Source organism: uncultured Devosia sp., assembly GCF_913055165.1.
In the GTDB taxonomy this organism is placed as follows: Bacteria; Pseudomonadota; Alphaproteobacteria; order Rhizobiales; family Devosiaceae; genus Devosia.
In genome coordinates, this window is record NZ_CAJXJS010000062.1 from 1 (window position 1) to 19,862 (window position 19,862).

Sequence of the window (19,862 nt, forward strand, 5' to 3'; positions counted from 1 at the left end):
CCGTTTTCGGCAAAGTCGGGGTGAAACTCCACATCATAGAGCCCGGCCTCGAGAAAGGCCGAGAGCACCTGATCCTCAATGTCGAGAAAGGGTTCTTCCCGTATCTCGCCGTTCTCGACAAGGCGGACCACGCCGTGGCGTTCGACCACGAAAATATGGTCTGCGTCGTTGGGAGCAAAGGCGACGTTGATCGGATCGACAAAGCCCTCTGCCACCATTTCGAGGGCAATCTGGGGATCACCAGGCAGAGTGCGTTCATCACCAGGCTGGGCAACCTCGACGCCTGATCTCCAATCGGGCTCTGGAAAATCCTGGGCGATCACCGGGCTTGCCAAAGCGCTGCATGCCAGCAGCGCTGAAATGAATTTCGTCTGCATGTCTGTCTCCCTTGGCCTGAATTGCCGCGCCTTGCCCAGCATGGGTTCCGCAACGACGCTCAAAGACCAATGGGAGGCAACGGGTCCTGTTCCCGGATTAGCCTGGGTTAATCGCGGTGAAGCGGGGAACAAAGGCAGCCTGGACGCGATTGGAGTTCGGCGTGCCCCAGCGGGCAATCCCATGGATGTTGCAGGGAGTTTAGATATGTCCAATGCCAGCCAGAGAATCCGCGGCCGAAAACTTCGGACAAGTTTCCTGGCCGCGCTTGCCGGTGTCCTTCTGGTTCCCCTGCATGGGGTAGTCTATGGTCAAGACGCGGTCGACGGCGAACAAATCTACCAGTCCAACCGTTGCGTGACCTGCCATGGCGCACAGGGACAGGGCACGATTGGCGTGGCGCTGGCAGACAATCCCGATCTTGCCGATCTCGATGTGATGCTCGATCAGATCATCAATGGCGGCAATCGGATGCCGGCCTATGGCGAGCAATTCAGCAATGCGGAAATAGCCGCGGTGGCAACCTATCTGCGTACCCATTTCGGCAATGCGTTCGACCCCGTGACGGTCGAAGACGTCGAAGCGTTCCGCGCGCAAAACCAACTGCGATGACATTGCCAATGCGCGCGACCCTGCCTGTCCGGATCAACACTGGAATGCGCCAATGTCCCTGACTTCATCGTCATCGAAAAGCAGGTCGAACCCTGGCTGGACGAGGTCCGGGTCGCGCAAAGCGACATAATCGAAGGACACCGCATATTTGTCTGCAAGGCCCAGACCCAGATTGGGCCGGATAATCACTGCCTCGATGGTGTTTATGTCGATAAGGAGATCATCGACGACACCAAATGGCGCCAGTCCCTGTTCTGCGCTCGTCCGCACGAGGCTGCCGATCAACTCGGCCGACGAGACCAAAGGGAGATCCTGTTCTTGTGGCTGAGCGCTGCCCTCGCCGAGGGCGCGCACCCAGGTCTCGCCAATTTCCACATCGGCCCAGGAAAAATAATGGGCGTCCGGGGGCACGCCACCCCGGTTGATTTCCAGGTGAAGCACGGTCCCGTCCCGATCGATGAGCAAGTCCCGGGTGCGGCCGATTTCGTCTCCGGGCCGATCGTACACCGGCAACCCCTGGAGAATGCCATAGGCACTAAAGCCGGTCGTACAAATCTCATAGCGCAGGGGCTGGGCCCACAATGGGGTGGCGGCGGCAAACAAGATGGTGGTGGCAAGAGCAACGGATGCCGGTTTCAGCGAGGACATCATTTCCTCCCGTGTTGGACCCGGCCAGGCATAACGAATTGGATACGCGCCTGGCCGGCGATGCGTGGCAGACGCGCCCTAATCGTTGAGCCAGTCAGGGATTACGAAGATGTCGAGCGTATCTTGCGTGCGCTGAATGCCCACGACGTCGGCCGGCACCATGCCTTCCTCTTCGAGCGCGGAACGCGTTTGCTCGTCCAGATCAAGAACCGATTGCAGCGGGAGCAGCTCCTGCTGGTTCTGCTCCGCCAGCAGTTCGAGCGCCAGAACGTCAGCCGGTGTGAGAAGCGTGGAGACATTGATGACCTGCACGTCCAGACCCTCCGACACCGCATTGGCCGAACCGGTCATCTGGTCCTGTGAATCGCCGGACTGTGACGAAGTTTCCTCCGGGGTTTCTGAGCCTGATGCTTGGCTGCCATCCGAAGGATCGCCCTCATCGCTCATCTCTTCGCTGGCACTCTGGTCGGCCCGGTCGGCCTCTCGGGCCGTGAGCATTTCATCATAGACGGACTGGCCTATCAGCACGGAAAAGGCGCGAATGCGTGCATCGTCCGCTTGAATGTCGACAATCCGGTCAGGGTTTTGCCAGGTTTGGCTCTGGTCCTGCGCGTCGGTTTCCATCGCCGATTGTTCCGCAGTGTCAGCGGGGCTCGCGTCCTGGGCCAGGGACGGCACGGACAACTGAAGAGCGGAAAAAGCTGTCGCAAGGGCCAAGGCAGATATGAACGGCGTCTTCATGAGGTTGATCCTCCATTTCGTGTTGGCTTGTCCGAGTCCAATAGGGCTCCCCAGTGATGGTTGCGCTATCCAAGGCGAAGGGAGGGCAGGCAAACCTGAGTTAAGTCTGCCGGCAGGTTCCCCAGGACCAACCTGGGTTACGTCCGCGTTTGGCTAGGAACGACGTAGACTGCCAGTCATTGCCTCTCGACACGCAATCTCAGAGGAGAGGAACCATGACATTCATGCGATCAGCACTCTGTCTTGCTGCCGTGGCGCTGCCCACTTCGGCTCTGGCTCAGGACAATCAATCGGTCGACATCCTGCAGGGGTGGTCCGCCGACCCCCTCTATGCGACGGGGATGAGTGTCGACCAATTGTTGAACAATGCCGACGTCTACGGCCCGAACGGCGAGAATATTGGCACGGTCGAGAATGTGATTTTCTCCGACAGCGGCGAGGCGCTTGCCATTATCGCGCAGGTTGGCGGCTTTTGGGACATTGGCGACACCCATGTCAGCGTGCCATGGGATGAACTGGAAATCATGGCCAATGAGCGCCGGGTGAATATCCCGATTACCGAAGAAACCGCCGGTGATTATTCCATGTTTGGGGATCGCGGCTGGTTCAGCGAGGAGGACTACTTCGCTTGGGATGCAGATGTGCTACAGGCCGTTGATGATGACCTCGATCCTGGTCCCACTGTCTTCCGTGCCAGCGAGTTGATCGGTGACTATGCCTACCTGTCGGATGCTGTGCCCTATGGCTATGTCAACGACCTGATTGTAGAGGATGGCCAGGTTGCCGCGCTGGTGGTGGATGCCGCCGGTTATTATGGCACCCCGGGTTACTATGCCTATCCCTATGGCTACGGGGCGGGCGCCACGTGGAACCCCTATGACCGCCGCTATCGGTTGCCGCTGGACTCCGCCGATGCCGAGCAGATCGAGTCTTTCGATTATGACAGGCTGACCAATCGGATCGAATAGTCAGCACTTTTATCGTCGCGCGGGCTTCGGCCCGCGCGTCATTTCGTTTGAACTCAATACGAGCCGGGACGAACGACGTTGGAGCCTCCTGAAGGCCACCAAGACCTCTCAGGACGCCTCAGCGCCCTTTGTTCAGTCGAGCAGGAAACTCCTCAGCAGGTCGATCTGTGCGTTGTCAGCCAATGTAGGCGCGTGGCCGCAATTGGGAATGGTCACGAGCCTTGGGCAGGGGCCGCGCATGCGCATGGCGCTCGCCACGGTCGGTGGCAATACATCGGAATGCTCGCCCCGGATCAGCAGGGTCCGGGCGACAACCGCATCATAGGCATCCCAGACATCGAGATCGGCCTTGTTCTCGGCCATGGTCGAAACAATGGCCGGATCATAATGCACGGTCACCTGCCCTTTGTCGGTACGGCGCATCGAGGTGTCGACCATGCGTCGCCAGAAGGCTTCCGTGTTGTCGCCGAAGGGCGCGTAGGTGCGCCGCAGCCAGGTTTCATAGTCGGCCACGGTGTCGAACACTGGCGGATTGCCCACATAATCGGCGATCCGCCGCGCACTGTCCTGGGGGATGTCCGGACCGACATCGTTGACGACAAGATGGGTGATCCGATCGCGCAGCAGTCCGGCGGCAAGCGTGATCCCCAAGAGCCCGCCCATAGAGGTGCCGACCCAGGCCAGCCGGCCGATACCGAAATGGTCGAGCATGGCAGCGGTCATGGCACCATAGGTGTCGAAGGTATAGTCGGCGGCACCGCGCCGCGCCCAGGCCGATAGCCCACGGCCCAGTGTGTCGGGACACAGCACGAAGAAGTCCCCGGAAAGGGCACGCGCCGCTTCGTCAAAGTCGCGCCCGGTGCGCGCGAGGCCATGCCACATGACCAGGGCCGGCCTAGTGCGTTCACCCCACTCGGTTACATGCATTTCGAAGCCGGCGGCGTTCACATAAGTGGACCGGGAGGCCGTCATTTCCGGCCTCCCTTGCCCAGCAGGGTACCGACAATGCCCGAGGGGAAGAAATAAACCAGCAGGATGAAGCCCAGCCCCAGCCACAGCAACCAGCGCTCGGGATTGAGCAGATCGGGCACGAGCGGCAGATTGGCCGTCGCCTCGGCGCCCAGCGCCATCAGGTCCTTGAGGTAATATTGGGCGAGCGTCATCAGCACCACACCAATCACGGCACCCAGCATGGTGCCCATGCCCCCGATCACCACCATAAGCAGGATATCGATCATGATGTCGAAGGAGAGCACCACATCCGGCCCGGTATATTTGAGCCAGACCGCGCGCAATATACCCGCGGTAGCGGCGATGCCCGCGGCAATGCAGAAGATGGTCGTGCGATAAAAGACCACGCGATAGCCGATGGCTTCGGCGCGCAGCTCGTTTTCGCGGATGGCCTGGAGCACCGAGCCGAGCGGAGAGGCGACGATGCGCATCATCGCCAGGAACAGCAGCAGCGCCGACACGAAGACGAAATAGTAGAGCGCGATCTTGCCATTGAGCGGCACGCCGAAAAGGCGCATCGCCCTGCCCTCTGCATCGGTCAGCAGTTCGGTCGCCGGTGAAAAGAGCCTGGGGATGGAATAGGTGATCCCGTCCTCGCCGCCCGTGAAATCTGAGAGCTGGCTGGCCAGCACCATCATGACCGAGGCGGCCGAAAGGGTCACCATGGCAAAGAAGATCGCCTTGACCCTGAGCGAGAGCAGGCCGATCAGCAGGGCCAGCACCAGCGCCGCCACAATGCCCGCGCCACCGCCGAGCAGGATCGCCTCAAAACCGGGGCCCATGGCCTTGAGTGCAATGGCGGTACCATAGGCACCCATGCCGAAGAACATGGTGTGGGCAAACGAGACGATGCCGGTATAGCCGATCAACAGGTCGTAGCTGGCCACCAGCACGATGAAGACGCAGATGCGCGCTGCCACTTCCTGGCTGCGGATATCGGGGAAGAGAAATGGCGCGAGCGCCAGCGCCAGGGCAATGATGCCGACCGCAGCATAGACCAGTGCCCGCCCGGACCAGCCGGACGCGTTGACGCGGTCACGGCCGGATTTGCTGGCAAGCGCGGAATTGGATTGGGACATGGTCATTCCGGCCTCACCGTTTCACCGCCGGCAGCAGCCCGTAGGGGCGCCAGAGCAGGATCGCCATCATCAGCAGCATGTTTGACGCTAGGGCCATCTTGGGTACCAGGAAGGCGACATAATTCGCCATCAGCCCGACAAGGATGGCACCGAGCAGCGAGCCCTGGATCGAACCAAGACCGCCAATGATGACGACGATGAAGACCAGGATCATCATTTCCGAGCCGAGCGCGGCAGTGATCAGGCCCTGATAACCCGCCCACATGGCGCCACCCATGGCGGCCAGCGCCGAGCCCGCCATGAAAACCAGAATGAACAACCGGTCGACCCGGAAGCCCAGCGCCTCCACCATTTCCCGGTTCTCCACTCCGGCCCGGATCAACAGGCCGAGCCGTGTACGGTTGAGCAGCAGGTACATCGCCACATAGACCAGCAGGCCCAACAGGAAAGCAAAGATGCGGTAGATTTCGACCGAGACGCCGGCAAAGATGATCGAACCGGTCAGGACCTGCGGCCGCGGCACCGGAATCGGGGCGCCGCCCCAGACCAGCAGCACCAGTTCCTCGGCGACGATCAGCGCGCCCACCGTGATCAGGATTTGCCGCAGATGGTCCTGATAGACGGGCCGGATCACCACCCGTTCGAAGAACCAGCCGGCCAGCGCTCCGAAAATGGTGGCTGCCGCGATGGCGAGCAGGAGGCCGGTGAGATTGAGGGCGGGATTGCCCCCGGTCACCCAAAAGCCGAGCCAGGCCAACACGGTCGCACCGATGAAGGCACCGGCGGTGACAAAGGCGGAATGGCCAAAATTGAGCACATCCATCAGGCCGAAGATCAGCGAGAGGCCCGAGGCCATCAGGAAGATCATCATGCCCATGGCGAGCCCGGCTATGGTCAGGGTCGCCCAGGTGGAGGGCTGACCTATCAGGATCAGCGCCACGACAGCGAGCACCACGGGCAGCCACAGCACACCGCCGAAGCGCTCGATATCGGCCTTGATCCGGGTCGGAAGGGAGGCGGTTGTTTCGGTCATCTTGTCCTCGCTAGGCCTCTACCGACAGACTCAGGAACCGGCCCTGCAATGCCGCGTCGCCGGCCAGGTCGGCCATGGTGCCGCGATGGACGATCCGCCCATCATCAATGACGGCCACGGTCTGACCCAGCGCCTTGGCGAAGTGAAAATTCTGCTCGACCAGCAGGATGGTTGTCTCTTCCGCGATCTCGCGGAAGGCGGCGATCATGTTGCGGATGATCGAGGGCGCCAGCCCCTTGGTCGGCTCGTCGATCAGAATGAGATCGCGCTTTTCGATGATGGCGCGGGAAATTGCCAGCATCTGCTTCTGCCCGCCCGAAAGCGCGTGCGCCGGCTTTTGCCAGAACTGTTTTATGGCTGGGAAAATGGCATGAATGCGGGCCAGCCGTTCAGTGTCGAAGCTGCCATCGTCAGAGGCGAGCCGCATGTTTTCCTCGATCGTCAGCCCGCCGAATATGCCCATATTCTCCGGCACAAAGGCGATGCCGAGCCGGGCAATGTCGGGGGTCTGCAGTTTGGTGATGTCCAGGTCGCGGAAACGGATCGCGCCCTGGCGCGGCTTCCACAGGCCCATGATGGTGCGCAAGGTTGTCGTCTTGCCGGCGCCATTGCGTCCAAGAATGACATGCACGCCACCCTCGGGCACCTCCAGGCTCATCCCATGCAGGATCTGGTATTGGGCAATATCGGTGTGGACATCGTCCAACCTGAGGATGGGGGCCATCACGCCACCTCCTCGGTACCGGTGCCGAGATAGATGTCGCGCACGAGTTCCATGGCCATGACGTCGCCTGGCGCCCCATCGGCGATCAGCTCGCCATTGTGGAGAACCACGATCCGATCGGCCAGGGCGCGCACCACATCCATCTTGTGCTCGACCAGCAATATGGTCCGCGACGTGTCCTGCTTGATCCGGGCGATCAGGTCGAGGATCACCGGCGCCTCATCGACCGACATGCCGGCAGTGGGTTCGTCGAACATGAAGATGTCCGGTTCCATGGCCAGGAGCATGGCTACCTCCAGCTTACGCTGGTCGCCATGCGGCAATGCCGAGGCCGGCAGGTCGGCGACAGGGACCAGATTGGTCTCTTCGAGATAGTGCATGGCCTTGTCGGCAAGGCCGGTTAACGCCCGGGTCCGCACGAACATGCGATGCCCCTGCCGCGCCCGCCCCTGCACCGCCAGCCGCACATTTTCGAAAACACTGAGCTTGGGAAAGAGATTGGTGAGCTGGAAGGCCCGGCCGATGCCAGCCCTGGCGCGCTGGGATGGGGAGAGCGCCGTGATGTCCCGCTCACCCAGAAAAATCCGCCCCTCGCTCGGCCGCAATTGTCCGGAGACGAGGTTGAACCAGGTCGTCTTGCCCGCGCCATTGGGCCCGACAATCACCGTCAACTCGCCCGGACAAAAGGCGCAGGTGACATTGTTGACCGCGGCGTGCCCGCCAAAGCGGATGGTCAGGTTATCGGTGCGGATGGAGGCAGAGTTACTCACAAGATCCCCATGTGATGGACACGTCCGGCGAGGAGGAGGGACCCCGCCGGGCGCGTCGTCAAGGCTGCGCTTGGCGCAGTCTATTCCTGATTGTTGCGGCCGAGGGGGATATCCATCTCATCGGGCTCGATGACGCGCACCAGTTCGGGAATGGCCCAGTCCACGCCATCCTCGACCTTGATCTTGAAGTGATACATGGCCTGGAGCGCCTGATGGTCCTCGGGCCGGAAGGTCATGGTGCCCTTGGGCGTCTCGAAGCTCATGCCTTCCATGGTTTCGATCAGCGTCTCGGTTTCCCAATCGGGCGCGGTTTCGAGCGCCTTGACGATGGCCATGGCCGAGGCCATGCCGCCGGCGGTGAAGAAATCGGGCGGGGTGCCGAAGCGCGCCATATGCTCCTCGACCAGCCAGTCGTTCACCTCGTTATCGGGCGCGTCGTAATAGTAGTAGATCGCCCCTTCCATGCCCGGCACCTGCTTGTAGGCGGCCAGCGCCGGCAGGATATTGCCACCCGTCGAGAGCTCGATCTCGAACCGCCCCGGATCGGCCGAGGCCAGGGGCGTCAGCGCATCGATGCCGGCGACATAGATCATGATGACCTTGCGGCCCGGCTGGTCCTTGAGCGCATTGAACAGCCGCTCGATGGTGGCGGTGAAATCCGTCGTCTGCTGCGGCACATATTCTTCGGCGACCAGATTGGCGCCGGTGCCTTCTAGTGCACTCTTGAATGCGGCAACCCCGTCGCGCCCGAAGGCATAATCCTGCGCCAGGGTGGCGACATAAAGGTTCTCGTCGGGATTCAGCGCCAGCGCCTGGGCCTGCATGTCCATGGACGAATTGCGCGAGGTCTTAAACACATAGCGGTTCGAATCCGGCCCGGTAAGGCCATCGGCCACGGCCGGCTCGACCAGAAGGATGCGCTCATATTCCTCGGCGACCGGCAGCATGGAAAGGGCCACGCCCGATGACGTATCGCCCACCGCGATCAGCGCATCATCGTCGCCATAAGCCTCGGCCAGCAGGGCCCGGGCGATGTCGGGCTTGAACTGGGTATCCTTGATGATGAGCTCGATCGGCTTGCCCTTGACCTGCATGGTGCCGCCGGTGGCGTATTCGAGCCCCATTTCAAAGCCGGTATGGGTCTGCTTGGAATAGGCTTCCAGCGGCGAACCGGAAAGCCCGTGCAGCAGCGCGATGCGTGCCGCATCCTGGGCAAAGGCGGCGCCGGACAGGGCCGTCGACAGGGCCAGAGCGGCCAGAATTGATTTCATCTTTTTTCCTCCCTCAATGGCCGGTTTCCAGCGCCTCGCGCCGGAACCAAACCTATGCAATCTCTAGAAGAATTCTGCGGCAGATCAGTGATGCCGCGGCCTTCTCCTCCAGTTCGTCCCCGCTGGCTTGTTTTGGCTCTGACTGGCGCGGGGCGAATTGCTGGCTATTATCCGCGTGCCCTTCACGGACGAACAATACCGTAGAAACACACCACATGACCGAGCCCCAAGACATCAGTGAGCTGGCCTTCGAGAACGCGCCGATCGGGCTTGTGGTGACCGAGAGCCGTGTCATCAAGGGCTGCAATCCGGCCTTTGCCGGCATGTTCGGCTACACGGTCGATGAACTGGTCAATCAATCCTTCGCCATCCTCTATCCGTCCCTGGAGGAGTTCGAGCGCATCCGCGATGTCGGCGTCGAACCGCTCAAGCGCACCAATCGCTATTCGGACGAGCGCATCATGGCGCGCAAGAACGGCTCGCTGTTCTGGTGCAGGGTGCGCGGGCATTCGCTGACGCCCGATGACGATCCCCTGCGCCGCGCCGTCTGGAGCTTTGCCGATCTCTCCGAGACGCGCAATGTGCTCAACCTGTCCGGCCGCGAGCGGCAGATCGTCATGCATCTGGGCGAAGGGCGAACCTCCAAGGAAATCGCCCGGACCCTCGACATTTCTCCGCGCACGGTGGAAAGCTATCGTGCCCGTCTGCTCAAGAAATATAACGCCCATAACGTCGCCGAGCTGCTCTCGCATCTCAGCACGATGCCCAGTTGACCAGCATGCCTCACCAGCGCGCCCTGCCCAAATCCGTCGCTACGGTCCTCAACGCTTTTGATTCCCTTGGCGACAGCTTCAAGGGCGCGATAACCGTGGATGCCCAGGCCCGCATCACCTGGATCGATGACCGCTATCGTGAGCTCCTCGGCATTCCCGGCGATGTGGACCTGATCGGCCAGCCGGTCGAGAACACCATCCCCCATTCGCTCTTGCGCCGTGTGGTCGAGACCGGCCGGCCGATCCTGATCGACATCATGGCCTTTGACGACAAGCAATTCGTCGTCTGTCGCCTGCCGCTGCGCAATGAGGAAGGTGAAATCCAGGGCGCGGTTGGCTTTGTCTTCTACGAGGAGATCGACTACCTGGCCCCCATCCTCGAAAAATTCGAGACTATGCAGCGCCAGCTTTCCCGCGCCCAGGCCGCGCTCAATCGCGAACGCCAGACCAAATATTCGCTGTCCAGCTTTGTCGGCGCCTCCGAGGCGGTGCGCGAACTCAAGACCATGGTCCGCCGCTATGCCCTGCGCGATGGCGCCGCGCTCATCCTGGGCGAGACCGGGACGGGCAAGGAACTGCTCGCCCACGCCATCCACCAACAGTCCGACCGCGCCGACGAGCCTTTCGTGGCTGTCAATGTCGCCGCCATTCCCGAGCCGTTGCTGGAAGCCGAGTTCTTCGGTGTCGCCCCTGGCGCCTTCACCGGCGCAGACCGCAAGCCCCGCAAGGGCAAGTTCGAGCTGGCCCATGGCGGCACGCTGTTCCTGGACGAGATCGGCGATATGCCGGCGGCGTTGCAGGCCAAACTGTTGCGGGCGCTGCAGGAGGGCGAGTTCGAGCCTCTGGGCTCCAACACGGTCAAGAAGGTCGATGTCCGCATCATCGCCGCCACCTCCCAGCCGCTCGAACAAAAGATCGAGGACAAGAGCTTCCGGGCCGACCTCTATTACCGCATCGCCGTTCTGGCCATTCACGTGCCCCCCCTGCGCGAGCGGCTCGATGATATCGGCCTCATCGCCGAGGCGCTTCTGGAGACAATTCCGCGCCCCCGTGACCAGCGCGGCTGGCTGATCACGCCCGAAGCCATAGACCAGCTCACCCGCTATTCCTGGCCCGGCAATGTGCGCGAATTGCGCAATGTGCTGGAGCGCGCCGCCGCCATGGCGCCAAGCGAAGTCATCGACCTAGGGCTGATCACCAAGGCCCTGCCTCCCGCCGCTCTGGAGAGGGTCGATGCCCCGCCCATCACCAACAATCTCTCCGAGCGCCTTGCCGCTGCCGAGCGCTCCGCCCTCATAGACGCCCTCACCGCCGAAGACGGCTCCAGAACCGCCGCCGCCCAGCGGCTCGGCGTCTCCCGTTCGCAATTCTACGAAAAGCTCAAGCGGCATAGCCTGGATTAGGGCGGCTCCGTCGCCCGGCCCGACTTCTGAGTACGTTGCCCACCCCACCCTCAATCCCTCCCCATCAACCGGCCCGACTTCTGAGTACGTTGCCCACCCCACCCTCAATCCCTCCCCATCAAGGGGAGGGAGGCGCAGGACCGCAGCATCGATGTTCATCGTCTCCCTCCCCCTTGTGGGGAGGGACCAAGGGTGGGGGTGCAGCACCCTCCGAACTTTCCATGTCACATGGACGGTGAACTAGATGTCCGAAAACCCGGACATAGACCTGAACACTGTCCGGGAATTCAGACACCCAAACTAGCCCTCAAAGGCCACGCACCACCAGAATCCCAGCAAAACCAGCACTGGCATGCTTCCTGCAATAATCACCCCAACAACGACAGGCCAAAAGGCCGACAGGGTGGAGGCAAGGGATCGTGTCAGAGCGCGTTGCGCTGGTGACGGGATCGACGAGCGGCATTGGGCTCGCGATCGCGCATAAATTTGCTCAGATGAACTACGACGTGGCGCTCAACAGCTTTGAGCCCACCGACACCTGGTCGGGTCTGGTCGCGGAACTGGACGGCCTCGGATCGGGCGAGATCGCCTATTTTCCGGCGGACCTTTCCAACGCCGAAACCAGTCGTGGGCTCGCCGAAAGCGTCATCACCCGCTTCGGCCGCGTCGACGTGCTGGTCAACAATGCTGGCGTGCAGAAGGTGGCACCGGTCGAAACCTTTGCGGATGAAGACTGGCAGCGCATCGTCGCGGTCAGCCTCGACAGTGCCTTTCACGCCATCCGCACCACCCTGCCGGGCATGACCGAACGCGGCTGGGGTCGCATCATCAACATCGCCTCGGCGCACGGTCTGCGCGCGTCCCCCTACAAATCGGCTTATGTGGCCACCAAGCATGCCGTAGTGGGCCTCACCAAGACTGTGGCGCTGGAAGCGGCCGAGAAGGGCGTCACCGTCAATGCCATCTGCCCGGGCTATGTCTGGACCCCTCTGGTGGCCAGGCAAGTCGCTGACCAGGCCAAGGTGCACGGGCTCTCCGAGGAGCAGGTGATCCGGCAGGTCATCCTTGCACCGCAACCGACCAAGCAATTCGTGCAGCCCGAAGAGATCGCCGAAATGGCCGCCTATCTCTGCTCGGATTGGGCGCGCTCGATCACCGGTGCCACCATTTCCATCGATGGGGGTTGGACCGCCAAATGAGTTCACCCGATATCATCCTGTCTGCCCGGCAGTTGACCAAGCATTTCTCCGGCTTCACCGCCGTCAACAGTGTCGATCTTGATGTCGAGCGCGGCACCATCCATGCGCTGATCGGCCCCAACGGCGCGGGCAAGACCACCTGCTTCAACCTGCTCACAAAATTCCTGCAGCCCAGTGCCGGGACCATTCACTTCAACGGCCGCGACATTACCCGCCTTGCGCCCGCTGCCATTGCCCGGCTGGGCGTGGTTCGCTCCTTCCAAATTTCGGCGGTGTTTCCGCGCATGAGCGTGCTCGAAAATGTCCGCATCGCGCTGCAGCGTCGTCGCGGCGACAGCTTCGACTTCTGGCGCAACCAGAAGGTACTCAACGATTATGACGCCGAGGCGCGCGAACGCGTCGAAGAGGTCGGGCTGACCGAGTTCATCGGCGAGATGGCGGGCGAATTGAGCTATGGCCGCAAGCGGGCGCTCGAAATCGCCACCACCCTCGCCCTCGAACCGGAAATGCTGCTGCTCGACGAACCCATGGCCGGCATGGCGCAGGAAGATGTCTCCCGTATCTCGGCGCTGATCCGCCGCATCTCGGCCAAGCGCACCATTCTGATGGTCGAGCACAATCTTTCAGTCGTCGCCGACCTCTCGGACAAGATCACCGTGCTGGCCCGTGGCGAGGTGCTGGCCGAAGGCCCTTATGAAACCGTCTCCAAGGACCCGCGTGTCATTGAGGCCTATATCGGAGCCGGTCATGGCTGAAGCCGCCCGCAAGACTGAATTCGCCACCGCCGCCCTGGCGGTCCGCGACCTTCAGGCCTGGTATGACGAAAGCCATATCCTGCATGGCATCAATTTCGATGTCGCGCCGGGCGAGGTGGTGACCCTCTTGGGCCGCAATGGCGCGGGCAAGACCACGACCCTGCGCGCCATCATGGGCCTCATCGCCAAGCGCACCGGTTCGGTGCAGTTCGAGGGCCGCGAGCTCATCAACCTGCCCGCCCGCGCCATCGCCAAGGCCGGCATTGCCTTCTGCCCCGAGGAACGCGGCATCTTCTCATCCCTCTCGGTGGACGAGAACCTGATGTTGCCGCCAGTGATAAAGCCGGGTGGGCTCAGCCGTGAAGACGTGCTGACCATGTTCCCGAACCTGCGCGAGCGCCTCACCAGCCAGGGCACCAAGCTGTCGGGCGGTGAACAGCAGATGCTGGCCATTGCCCGCATCCTGCGCACCGGCGCCAAATTCCTGCTTCTGGACGAACCCACCGAGGGCTTGGCCCCGGTCATCGTGCAGCAGATTGGCCGCACGCTGGCCACGCTCAAGCAACAGGGCTTCACGATCGTCTTGGTCGAACAGAATTTTCATTTCGCCGCCTCGGTCGCCGATCGCCACTACGTGGTCGAGCAGGGCCGAGTCATCGACATGATCCCCAATACCGAGATCCAGACCAATCTGGGCAAGCTGCACGCCTATCTGGGCGTGTGAGGAAACCGGTCCGGGAGAGGACCGCTTAGGAGGAGAGAACCATGAACTTCAAGACTGCAACCCTGGCAGGCCTTGCCGCCATGCTGATGGCGGGTTCCGCCATGGCCGTCGACATCAAGCTGGGCGTGCTCAATGACCGCTCCGGCATTTATGCCGATCTTTCCGGCGAAGGCTCGGTCGTTGCGGCCCGCATGGCCATCGAGGATTTCGAGGCCGCCGCCAAGGGCATCAATGTCGAAGTCATCTCGGCTGACCACCAGAACAAGCCTGATGTGGCCTCGACCATTGCCCGGCAGTGGTATGACGAGGAAGGCGTCGACGTGATCGTGGACGTGCCGACCTCATCGGCGGCGCTGGCCGTCAACGAGATCACCCGCGAAAAAGGCAAGATCTTCCTCAATTCCGGCGCCGCATCGACCGATCTCACCGGCGCGCAGTGCGCTCCGGGCACGGCCCACTGGACCTATGACACCTACGCTTTGGCCAATGGCACGGGCAAGGCCATGGTCGATAACGGCTACAAGAACTGGTACTTCCTCACCGCCGACTACGCCTTTGGCCATTCGCTTGAGGAAAACACCACGAAGGTCGTCGAGGCTTCCGGCGGCACTGTCGTCGGTTCGGTCCGGCATCCCTTCCCCGGCACCGATTTCTCGTCCTTCCTCCTGCAGGCCCAGGCCTCGGGTGCTGACGTGATCGGTCTCGCCAATGCCGGTGGCGACACTGTCAACTCGATCAAGCAGGCCGCCGAATTCGGCATCACCCAGGCCGGCCAGGCCCTGGCCGGGCTGCTGATCTTCATCACCGATGTGCACGCGCTCGGTCTTGAAACCGCTCAGGGTCTCGTGCTGACCGAGGCCTTCTACTGGGATCTCAACGACGATACCCGTGCCTGGTCCGAACGCTTCTCGGCTGAAATGGGTGGCTCCAAGCCCACCATGGTGCATGCCGGCGTCTATTCGGCCGTCACCCATTATCTCAAGGGTGTGGACGCCACGGACAGCAAGGACACCGAAGCGGTCATGGACTGGATGAAGTCCAATCCGTCACAGGATCAGGTGTTCGGCGAGGGCGAGCTGCGTGCCGACGGCCGGCACATCCATGACATGTATCTGTTCCAGGTGAAGTCGCCGGCCGAATCCAGCGGTGATTGGGACTATTACAAGCTCCTCGCCACCATTCCGGCCGAGGTCGCTTTCCGTCCGCTCGAAGACGGCGGCTGCGCCCTCGTTGAGTAGTTCATAATCCGTTCATTTTGGGTGTCCTGGCCCGGGGCCAGGACACCTCCCTCATCCGGTTGGCGAAAGACAGATCATGTTCGAGCTCCTGGGAATTCCCCCCCAAGCCCTGTTCGGCCAGCTCCTTCTGGGGCTGATCAACGGCTCCTTCTACGCCCTGCTCAGCCTCGGCCTGGCGGTCATTTTCGGCCTGCTCAACATCATCAATTTCAGCCACGGGGCCCAATATATGATGGGCGCCTTCGTCGCCTGGATGGGCCTGACCTGGCTCGGCATCCCCTATTGGGGCGCCCTTCTCATCGTGCCACTGGTGGTCGGCGCCACCGGCGTCGCCATCGAACGATTAATGATTTCAAGGCTTTACCATCTCGACCATCTTTATGGCCTGCTGCTGACCTTCGGCCTCGCGCTGATCATCCAGGGGCTGTTCCGGAACCAGTTCGGCGTGTCGGGACTGCCCTATTCCATTCCGCCCCAGCTTTCAGGCGGCACTAATCTGGGCTTCATGTTCCTGCCCAATTATCGCGGCTGGGTCGTGATCGCCTCTCTCATCGTCTGCTTCGGTACCTGGTTCGCCATCGAGCGCACGCGCCTGGGCGCCTATCTGCGCGCCGCCACCGAAAACCCGACCCTGGTCGGCGCCTTCGGCATCAACGTGCCGCGCATGATCACGCTAACCTACGGATTTGGCGTCGCTTTAGCCGCTTTTGCCGGGGTGCTCGCCGCCCCGATCTATTCGGTCAATCCCAATATGGGCGCCGACCTCATCATCGTGGTGTTCGCGGTCGTCGTCATCGGTGGCATGGGCTCGATCCTTGGCGCCATCCTTACCGGTTTCGGCCTCGGCATCGTCGAAGGCCTCACCAAGGTCTTCTATCCCGAAGCCTCGTCCGTCGCGATCTTCGTCATCATGGCCATCGTACTGCTGGTCAAGCCGGCCGGCCTCTTCGGAAGGACCGCATAAATGAGCGCCACCACCGAAACCAACTACTCCAGCGCCGCTGATGCCATGCCCATCGGCACGCCGCGCCACCACATCGTGATCTTCGCGGGCCTCTTGGTCCTGCTGCTGATTGCGCCCTTCATGCTCTACCCGGTCTTCATCATGAAGATCCTGTGCTTTGCACTCTTTGCCTCAGCCCTCAACCTGCTGCTGGGCTTTGGTGGGCTTCTCTCCTTTGGCCACGCCGCCTTCTTCGGCTCGGCCAGCTATGTCACCGCCCATGCCGCCAAGGTCTGGGGGCTAACGCCGGAAGTCGCCATCCTGCTCGGTACGGTCGCGGCCGCATTCCTGGGCCTCGTCATCGGCGCGCTGGCCATCCGCCGCCAGGGCATCTACTTCGCCATGGTGACCCTGGCTTTTGCCCAGATGATCTTCTTCTTCGCGCTACAGGCACCCTTTACCGGGGGCGAAGACGGTATCCAGGCGGTGCCACGCGGCAACCTCTTCGGCTTCATTCCTCTCGCCAATGACATGACACTCTATTTCGTCGTCCTTGCCATCGTGTTCGGCGGGCTCCTTGCGATCTACCGCATTATCCATTCGCCGTTCGGACAGGTCCTCAAGGCCATTCGCGACAATGAACCTCGCTCGATTTCGCTCGGATACAAGGTCAATCGCTACAAGCTGGCCGTCTTCGTCATGTCGGCGACCCTGGCCGGGCTGGCCGGATCGACCAAGGCGCTGGTGTTCCAGCTCGCCTCCCTGACCGATGTCTATTGGACCATGTCGGGCGAGGTGGTGCTGATGACCCTGCTGGGCGGCATGGGTACGATCTTCGGCCCCTTTGTCGGCGCCGCCGTCATCGTCACCATGCAGAACTACTTTGCCAGCTTCGGCGCCTGGGTGACGATCCTGCAAGGCACGATTTTCGTCATCAGCGTGTTGTTGTTCCGCGAAGGCATCATTGGCGTGATCTCACGCTGGATCAAGAAACCGCTCTAGGCGGGGACCTGGGCGTGTCGTTGCCAGCCAGTCTCATTCTAGGTCGTGGGCTGGGCCGAGAACCACGCGACCAGCTCGGCCGAATTGGCAACGCCGACCGATCGCGCCAGACGCAGCCGATGCGCTTCCACCGTGCGCCGCGACAGGCCGAGCTCGTGGGCTATGTCGGCATTGGTCTTGCCCTGTGCGACCAGCGTCAGAATCTGGCGTTGACGGCCGGTAAGTTTGAGCGTGGTTTCGGTCACGGGGCGGCTCATTGGCTCGAAGCAGTAAAGCGCCCCTGCAAACGGATCGCCGCGATCCTGCGACCGGCCATTAACCCGGCACCAGAACCGCCTGCCACCTGCCCCTGCCATGATGCGCTCGTCATAGTAGACGGCGCCGCCGGGAAGGTGATGGCGCCACATGTTCCCGGTGCGAACAAAATCTGCAACAGCCGGATAAAGCCGGGAAAAGCTGGCATCTATCAGCTCTTCTCGCCCATAGCCGAACAGGGCGGCAAATTCCGCGTTGCAGTCACGGATGATGCGGTGGGCCGCGAAAACCATCGGGACCGGAATGTCGGCAAGCGAGAATTTGAGCCCTGTCTGCATGCAGTAGAAATACGACTAACGCTGCTTGTCGGACAAGCCCTAGCGTCACCAAAACGACCCATCAAGGGAGGAGAAAACCATGCGAAAGCTTCGCTCGAGCGCGGCCGAAGCCCTGGCCGATGTCTTGGCCGATGGCATGACCATCATGTCCGGGGGCTTCGGTCTCTGCGGCATTCCCGAGGCACTGATCGAAGGCATTGAGGCCTCTGGCGCCAAGGGACTGACCGTGATCTCGAACAATGCCGGGGTCGATGGCATCGGCTTGGGGCGCCTGCTGGCTACCCGGCAAATCAAGAAGATGATTTCGTCCTATGTGGGCGAGAACAAGCTCTTTGCAGAACAATATCTATCCGGCGAACTCGAGCTCGAATTCAATCCCCAGGGCACGCTGGCTGAGCGTATTCGCGCCGGTGGCGCGGGCATTCCAGCCTTCTTCACCAAGACTGGTGTCGGCACACTGATTGCCGAGGGCAAGGAAGTCAGGCGCTTCGGCGAGGACGATTATGTGATGGAAACCGGGCTGGTGGCAGACGTTTCCATCGTCCACGCTTGGAGGGGCGATCACGAGGGCAATCTCGTCTACCGGATGACGGCGCGGAATTTCAATCCGATGATGGCCACGGCCGGCAAGGTGACCATCGCCGAGGTGGAAGAACTGGTCGAGACCGGGAGCCTCGACCCCGATCAGATTCATACGCCAGGCATTTTCGTTGACCGGCTGGTGCACGTCCCCAACCCGCAAAAGCACATTGAGCAACGCACTGTGCGGCAACGCAATGAGGAGGTGGCGTAATGGCCTGGACCCGCGACCAGATGGCGGCGCGCGCCGCCCGTGAACTCGAAGACGGCTTCTACGTTAATCTCGGCATCGGCATTCCGACACTTGTGGCCAACTACATTCCCGACGGAATGGATGTGCGCCTGCAGTCCGAAAACGGCATGCTCGGCATGGGACCCTTTCCTTATGCGGGTGAGGAAGACGCCGACCTCATCAATGCCGGCAAGCAGACCATCACGGCACTGCCCGAGACCAGCTTCTTTTCCAGCGCCGACAGTTTCGGCATGATCCGGGGCGGCCATATCGACCTCTCCATTCTGGGGGCCATGCAGGTCTCGGAGAGCGGCGATCTCGCCAACTGGATGATCCCGGGCAAGATGGTCAAGGGCATGGGTGGGGCCATGGATCTGGTCGCCGGGGTCAAGCGCGTGGTGGTGGTCATGGAACATGAAGCCAAGGGCCAAGCCAAGCTCTTGCGGGAATGCACCTTGCCCCTCACCGGCAAACGTGTGGCCGATCTGGTCATCACCGATCTCGGCGTCTTTTCCATCGCACGGCGCGGCGACACCGACATGCGGCTGATCGAGCTGGCGGATGGCGTGGGTGTGGATGAGATCACCGCCAAGACCGAGGCCCGCTTCACCGTAGCCCTCGAGGAGCAGGCTGCATGAGCAATATCGTCATTGTCGGCGCGGCCCGCACCCCGGTCGGCAGCTTCCTCGGCCCCCTGGGCTCCGTTCCCGCCCATGACCTGGGCGCCGTCGCGATCACGGCCGCCTTGCAGCGGGCCGGTGTTTCGCCGGAGGACGTCAACGAAGTCATCCTCGGTCAGGTGCTGACCGCGGGTGCCGGCCAAAACCCGGCACGCCAGGCCGCCATCAAGGCGGGCGTTCCCAAATCGGCTACAGCCTTCGGCATCAATCAGGTCTGCGGTTCGGGCCTGCGTGCCGTGGCTTTGGGCATGCAGCAGATCATGAGCGGCGATGCCGATGTCATTGTGGCTGGTGGGCAAGAATCGATGTCTCTCTCGCCGCATTGCCAGGTTCTGCGCGCCGGGACCAAGATGGGCAATGTGAGCCTGGTCGACACCATGATGTCAGACGGGCTGCTTGATGCCTTTGGCGGCTATCATATGGGCATCACCGCTGAGAACGTGGCCAGGCAATTTGGCATTGCCCGCGACCAACAGGATGCATTTGCCCTTGCGAGTCAGCAAAAGGCA

At 61.8% G+C, this 19,862-nt stretch carries 23 protein-coding genes; 13 read left to right on the plus strand and 10 right to left on the minus strand.

Annotation, left to right across the window (positions count from 1 at the left end; all coding sequences use genetic code 11):
* A partial coding sequence (locus tag QZ564_RS15965) for a PQQ-dependent sugar dehydrogenase (RefSeq protein WP_297112120.1) occupies positions 1-377 on the minus strand: 377 nt, incomplete at its 3' end.
* Between QZ564_RS15965 and QZ564_RS15970 the strand changes: the two genes are divergently transcribed.
* Positions 361-987, plus strand: a complete 627-nt coding sequence (locus QZ564_RS15970; RefSeq protein ID WP_297112122.1) for a cytochrome c — start codon at positions 361-363, stop codon at positions 985-987. The two genes, QZ564_RS15965 and QZ564_RS15970, sit on opposite strands and share 17 nt — an antisense overlap.
* Positions 988-1,020: 33 nt before the next feature.
* On the opposite strand, the gene QZ564_RS15975 is transcribed toward QZ564_RS15970, so the two are convergent.
* Both QZ564_RS15975 and QZ564_RS15980 read right to left on the minus strand, forming a co-directional pair.
* Positions 1,021-1,635, minus strand: a complete 615-nt coding sequence (locus QZ564_RS15975) for a PRC-barrel domain-containing protein (RefSeq protein ID WP_297112124.1) — start codon at positions 1,633-1,635, stop codon at positions 1,021-1,023.
* A 78-nt stretch (positions 1,636-1,713) separates the two neighbouring features.
* On the minus strand, positions 1,714-2,376 hold the full coding sequence (locus QZ564_RS15980; RefSeq protein WP_297112126.1) for a hypothetical protein: 663 nt from the start codon (positions 2,374-2,376) through the stop codon (positions 1,714-1,716).
* A 215-nt stretch (positions 2,377-2,591) separates the two neighbouring features.
* On the opposite strand from QZ564_RS15980, the gene QZ564_RS15985 reads away from it, so the two are divergent.
* Positions 2,592-3,344 (plus strand): PRC-barrel domain-containing protein, encoded by a 753-nt coding sequence (locus QZ564_RS15985; RefSeq protein WP_297112129.1) that lies wholly within the window; start codon positions 2,592-2,594, stop codon positions 3,342-3,344.
* A gap of 132 nt (positions 3,345-3,476) precedes the next feature.
* Here QZ564_RS15985 and QZ564_RS15990 read toward each other — a convergent pair whose 3' ends face one another.
* The 6 genes from QZ564_RS15990 to QZ564_RS16015 form a co-directional block, all read right to left on the minus strand.
* Positions 3,477-4,316 (minus strand): alpha/beta hydrolase, encoded by an 840-nt coding sequence (locus QZ564_RS15990; RefSeq protein ID WP_297112131.1) that lies wholly within the window; start codon positions 4,314-4,316, stop codon positions 3,477-3,479.
* Positions 4,313-5,440 carry a branched-chain amino acid ABC transporter permease gene (locus QZ564_RS15995; protein WP_363312356.1) on the minus strand — a complete coding sequence of 376 codons (1,128 nt, stop codon included), beginning with the start codon at positions 5,438-5,440 and terminating at the stop codon, positions 4,313-4,315. The genes QZ564_RS15990 and QZ564_RS15995 overlap by 4 nt, the downstream gene beginning before the upstream one ends.
* A gap of 7 nt (positions 5,441-5,447) precedes the next feature.
* Positions 5,448-6,467, minus strand: a complete 1,020-nt coding sequence (locus QZ564_RS16000) for a branched-chain amino acid ABC transporter permease (protein ID WP_297112133.1) — start codon at positions 6,465-6,467, stop codon at positions 5,448-5,450.
* Positions 6,468-6,477: 10 nt separating this feature from the next.
* Complete coding sequence (locus QZ564_RS16005) at positions 6,478-7,191, minus strand: ABC transporter ATP-binding protein (protein WP_297112135.1); 714 nt, start codon at positions 7,189-7,191, stop codon at positions 6,478-6,480.
* Positions 7,191-7,961: an ABC transporter ATP-binding protein gene (locus QZ564_RS16010; protein ID WP_297112137.1), complete on the minus strand. Its 771-nt coding sequence runs from the start codon at positions 7,959-7,961 to the stop codon at positions 7,191-7,193. Before QZ564_RS16010 ends, QZ564_RS16005 begins: the two co-directional genes overlap by 1 nt.
* A gap of 80 nt (positions 7,962-8,041) precedes the next feature.
* Positions 8,042-9,232: a substrate-binding domain-containing protein gene (locus QZ564_RS16015; protein WP_297112139.1), complete on the minus strand. Its 1,191-nt coding sequence runs from the start codon at positions 9,230-9,232 to the stop codon at positions 8,042-8,044.
* 215 nt (positions 9,233-9,447) lie between these two features.
* Between QZ564_RS16015 and QZ564_RS16020 the strand changes: the two genes are divergently transcribed.
* The 8 genes from QZ564_RS16020 (at position 9,448) to QZ564_RS16055 (ending at position 17,269) form a co-directional block, all read left to right on the plus strand.
* A complete protein-coding gene (locus QZ564_RS16020; protein ID WP_297112140.1) occupies positions 9,448-10,005 on the plus strand; it encodes a PAS and helix-turn-helix domain-containing protein in 558 nt (185 codons plus the stop codon).
* Between the two features lie 5 nt (positions 10,006-10,010).
* Complete coding sequence (locus QZ564_RS16025) at positions 10,011-11,408, plus strand: sigma 54-interacting transcriptional regulator (RefSeq protein ID WP_297112160.1); 1,398 nt, start codon at positions 10,011-10,013, stop codon at positions 11,406-11,408.
* 416 nt (positions 11,409-11,824) lie between these two features.
* Positions 11,825-12,607: a 3-hydroxybutyrate dehydrogenase gene (locus QZ564_RS16030; RefSeq protein WP_297112161.1), complete on the plus strand. Its 783-nt coding sequence runs from the start codon at positions 11,825-11,827 to the stop codon at positions 12,605-12,607.
* Positions 12,604-13,362, plus strand: coding sequence for an ABC transporter ATP-binding protein (locus tag QZ564_RS16035; protein WP_297112142.1), 759 nt, complete (start codon positions 12,604-12,606; stop codon positions 13,360-13,362). Before QZ564_RS16030 ends, QZ564_RS16035 begins: the two co-directional genes overlap by 4 nt.
* Positions 13,355-14,086 (plus strand): ABC transporter ATP-binding protein, encoded by a 732-nt coding sequence (locus tag QZ564_RS16040; RefSeq protein ID WP_297112144.1) that lies wholly within the window; start codon positions 13,355-13,357, stop codon positions 14,084-14,086. The genes QZ564_RS16035 and QZ564_RS16040 overlap by 8 nt, the downstream gene beginning before the upstream one ends.
* A gap of 41 nt (positions 14,087-14,127) precedes the next feature.
* The gene (locus QZ564_RS16045) at positions 14,128-15,324 is read left to right on the plus strand and encodes an ABC transporter substrate-binding protein (RefSeq protein WP_297112146.1); all 1,197 of its coding nucleotides are present in this window, start codon (positions 14,128-14,130) and stop codon (positions 15,322-15,324) included.
* A 76-nt stretch (positions 15,325-15,400) separates the two neighbouring features.
* Positions 15,401-16,288 (plus strand): branched-chain amino acid ABC transporter permease, encoded by an 888-nt coding sequence (locus QZ564_RS16050; protein ID WP_297112148.1) that lies wholly within the window; start codon positions 15,401-15,403, stop codon positions 16,286-16,288.
* Positions 16,289-16,333: 45 nt separating this feature from the next.
* Positions 16,334-17,269: a branched-chain amino acid ABC transporter permease gene (locus QZ564_RS16055; protein WP_297112162.1), complete on the plus strand. Its 936-nt coding sequence runs from the start codon at positions 16,334-16,336 to the stop codon at positions 17,267-17,269.
* Between the two features lie 38 nt (positions 17,270-17,307).
* Here QZ564_RS16055 and QZ564_RS16060 read toward each other — a convergent pair whose 3' ends face one another.
* A complete protein-coding gene (locus QZ564_RS16060) occupies positions 17,308-17,862 on the minus strand; it encodes a PAS and helix-turn-helix domain-containing protein (RefSeq protein ID WP_297112150.1) in 555 nt (184 codons plus the stop codon).
* Between the two features lie 79 nt (positions 17,863-17,941).
* Here QZ564_RS16060 and QZ564_RS16065 point away from each other — a divergent pair, with 79 nt between their 5' ends.
* The 3 genes from QZ564_RS16065 to QZ564_RS16075 form a co-directional block, all read left to right on the plus strand.
* Positions 17,942-18,655 carry a CoA transferase subunit A gene (locus tag QZ564_RS16065; RefSeq protein WP_297112152.1) on the plus strand — a complete coding sequence of 238 codons (714 nt, stop codon included), beginning with the start codon at positions 17,942-17,944 and terminating at the stop codon, positions 18,653-18,655.
* Positions 18,655-19,311, plus strand: coding sequence for a 3-oxoacid CoA-transferase subunit B (locus QZ564_RS16070; protein ID WP_297112154.1), 657 nt, complete (start codon positions 18,655-18,657; stop codon positions 19,309-19,311). Before QZ564_RS16065 ends, QZ564_RS16070 begins: the two co-directional genes overlap by 1 nt.
* On the plus strand, positions 19,308-19,862 hold a 555-nt coding region (locus QZ564_RS16075; RefSeq protein ID WP_297112156.1), incomplete at its 3' end, for a beta-ketoacyl synthase N-terminal-like domain-containing protein. The genes QZ564_RS16070 and QZ564_RS16075, both read left to right, overlap by 4 nt.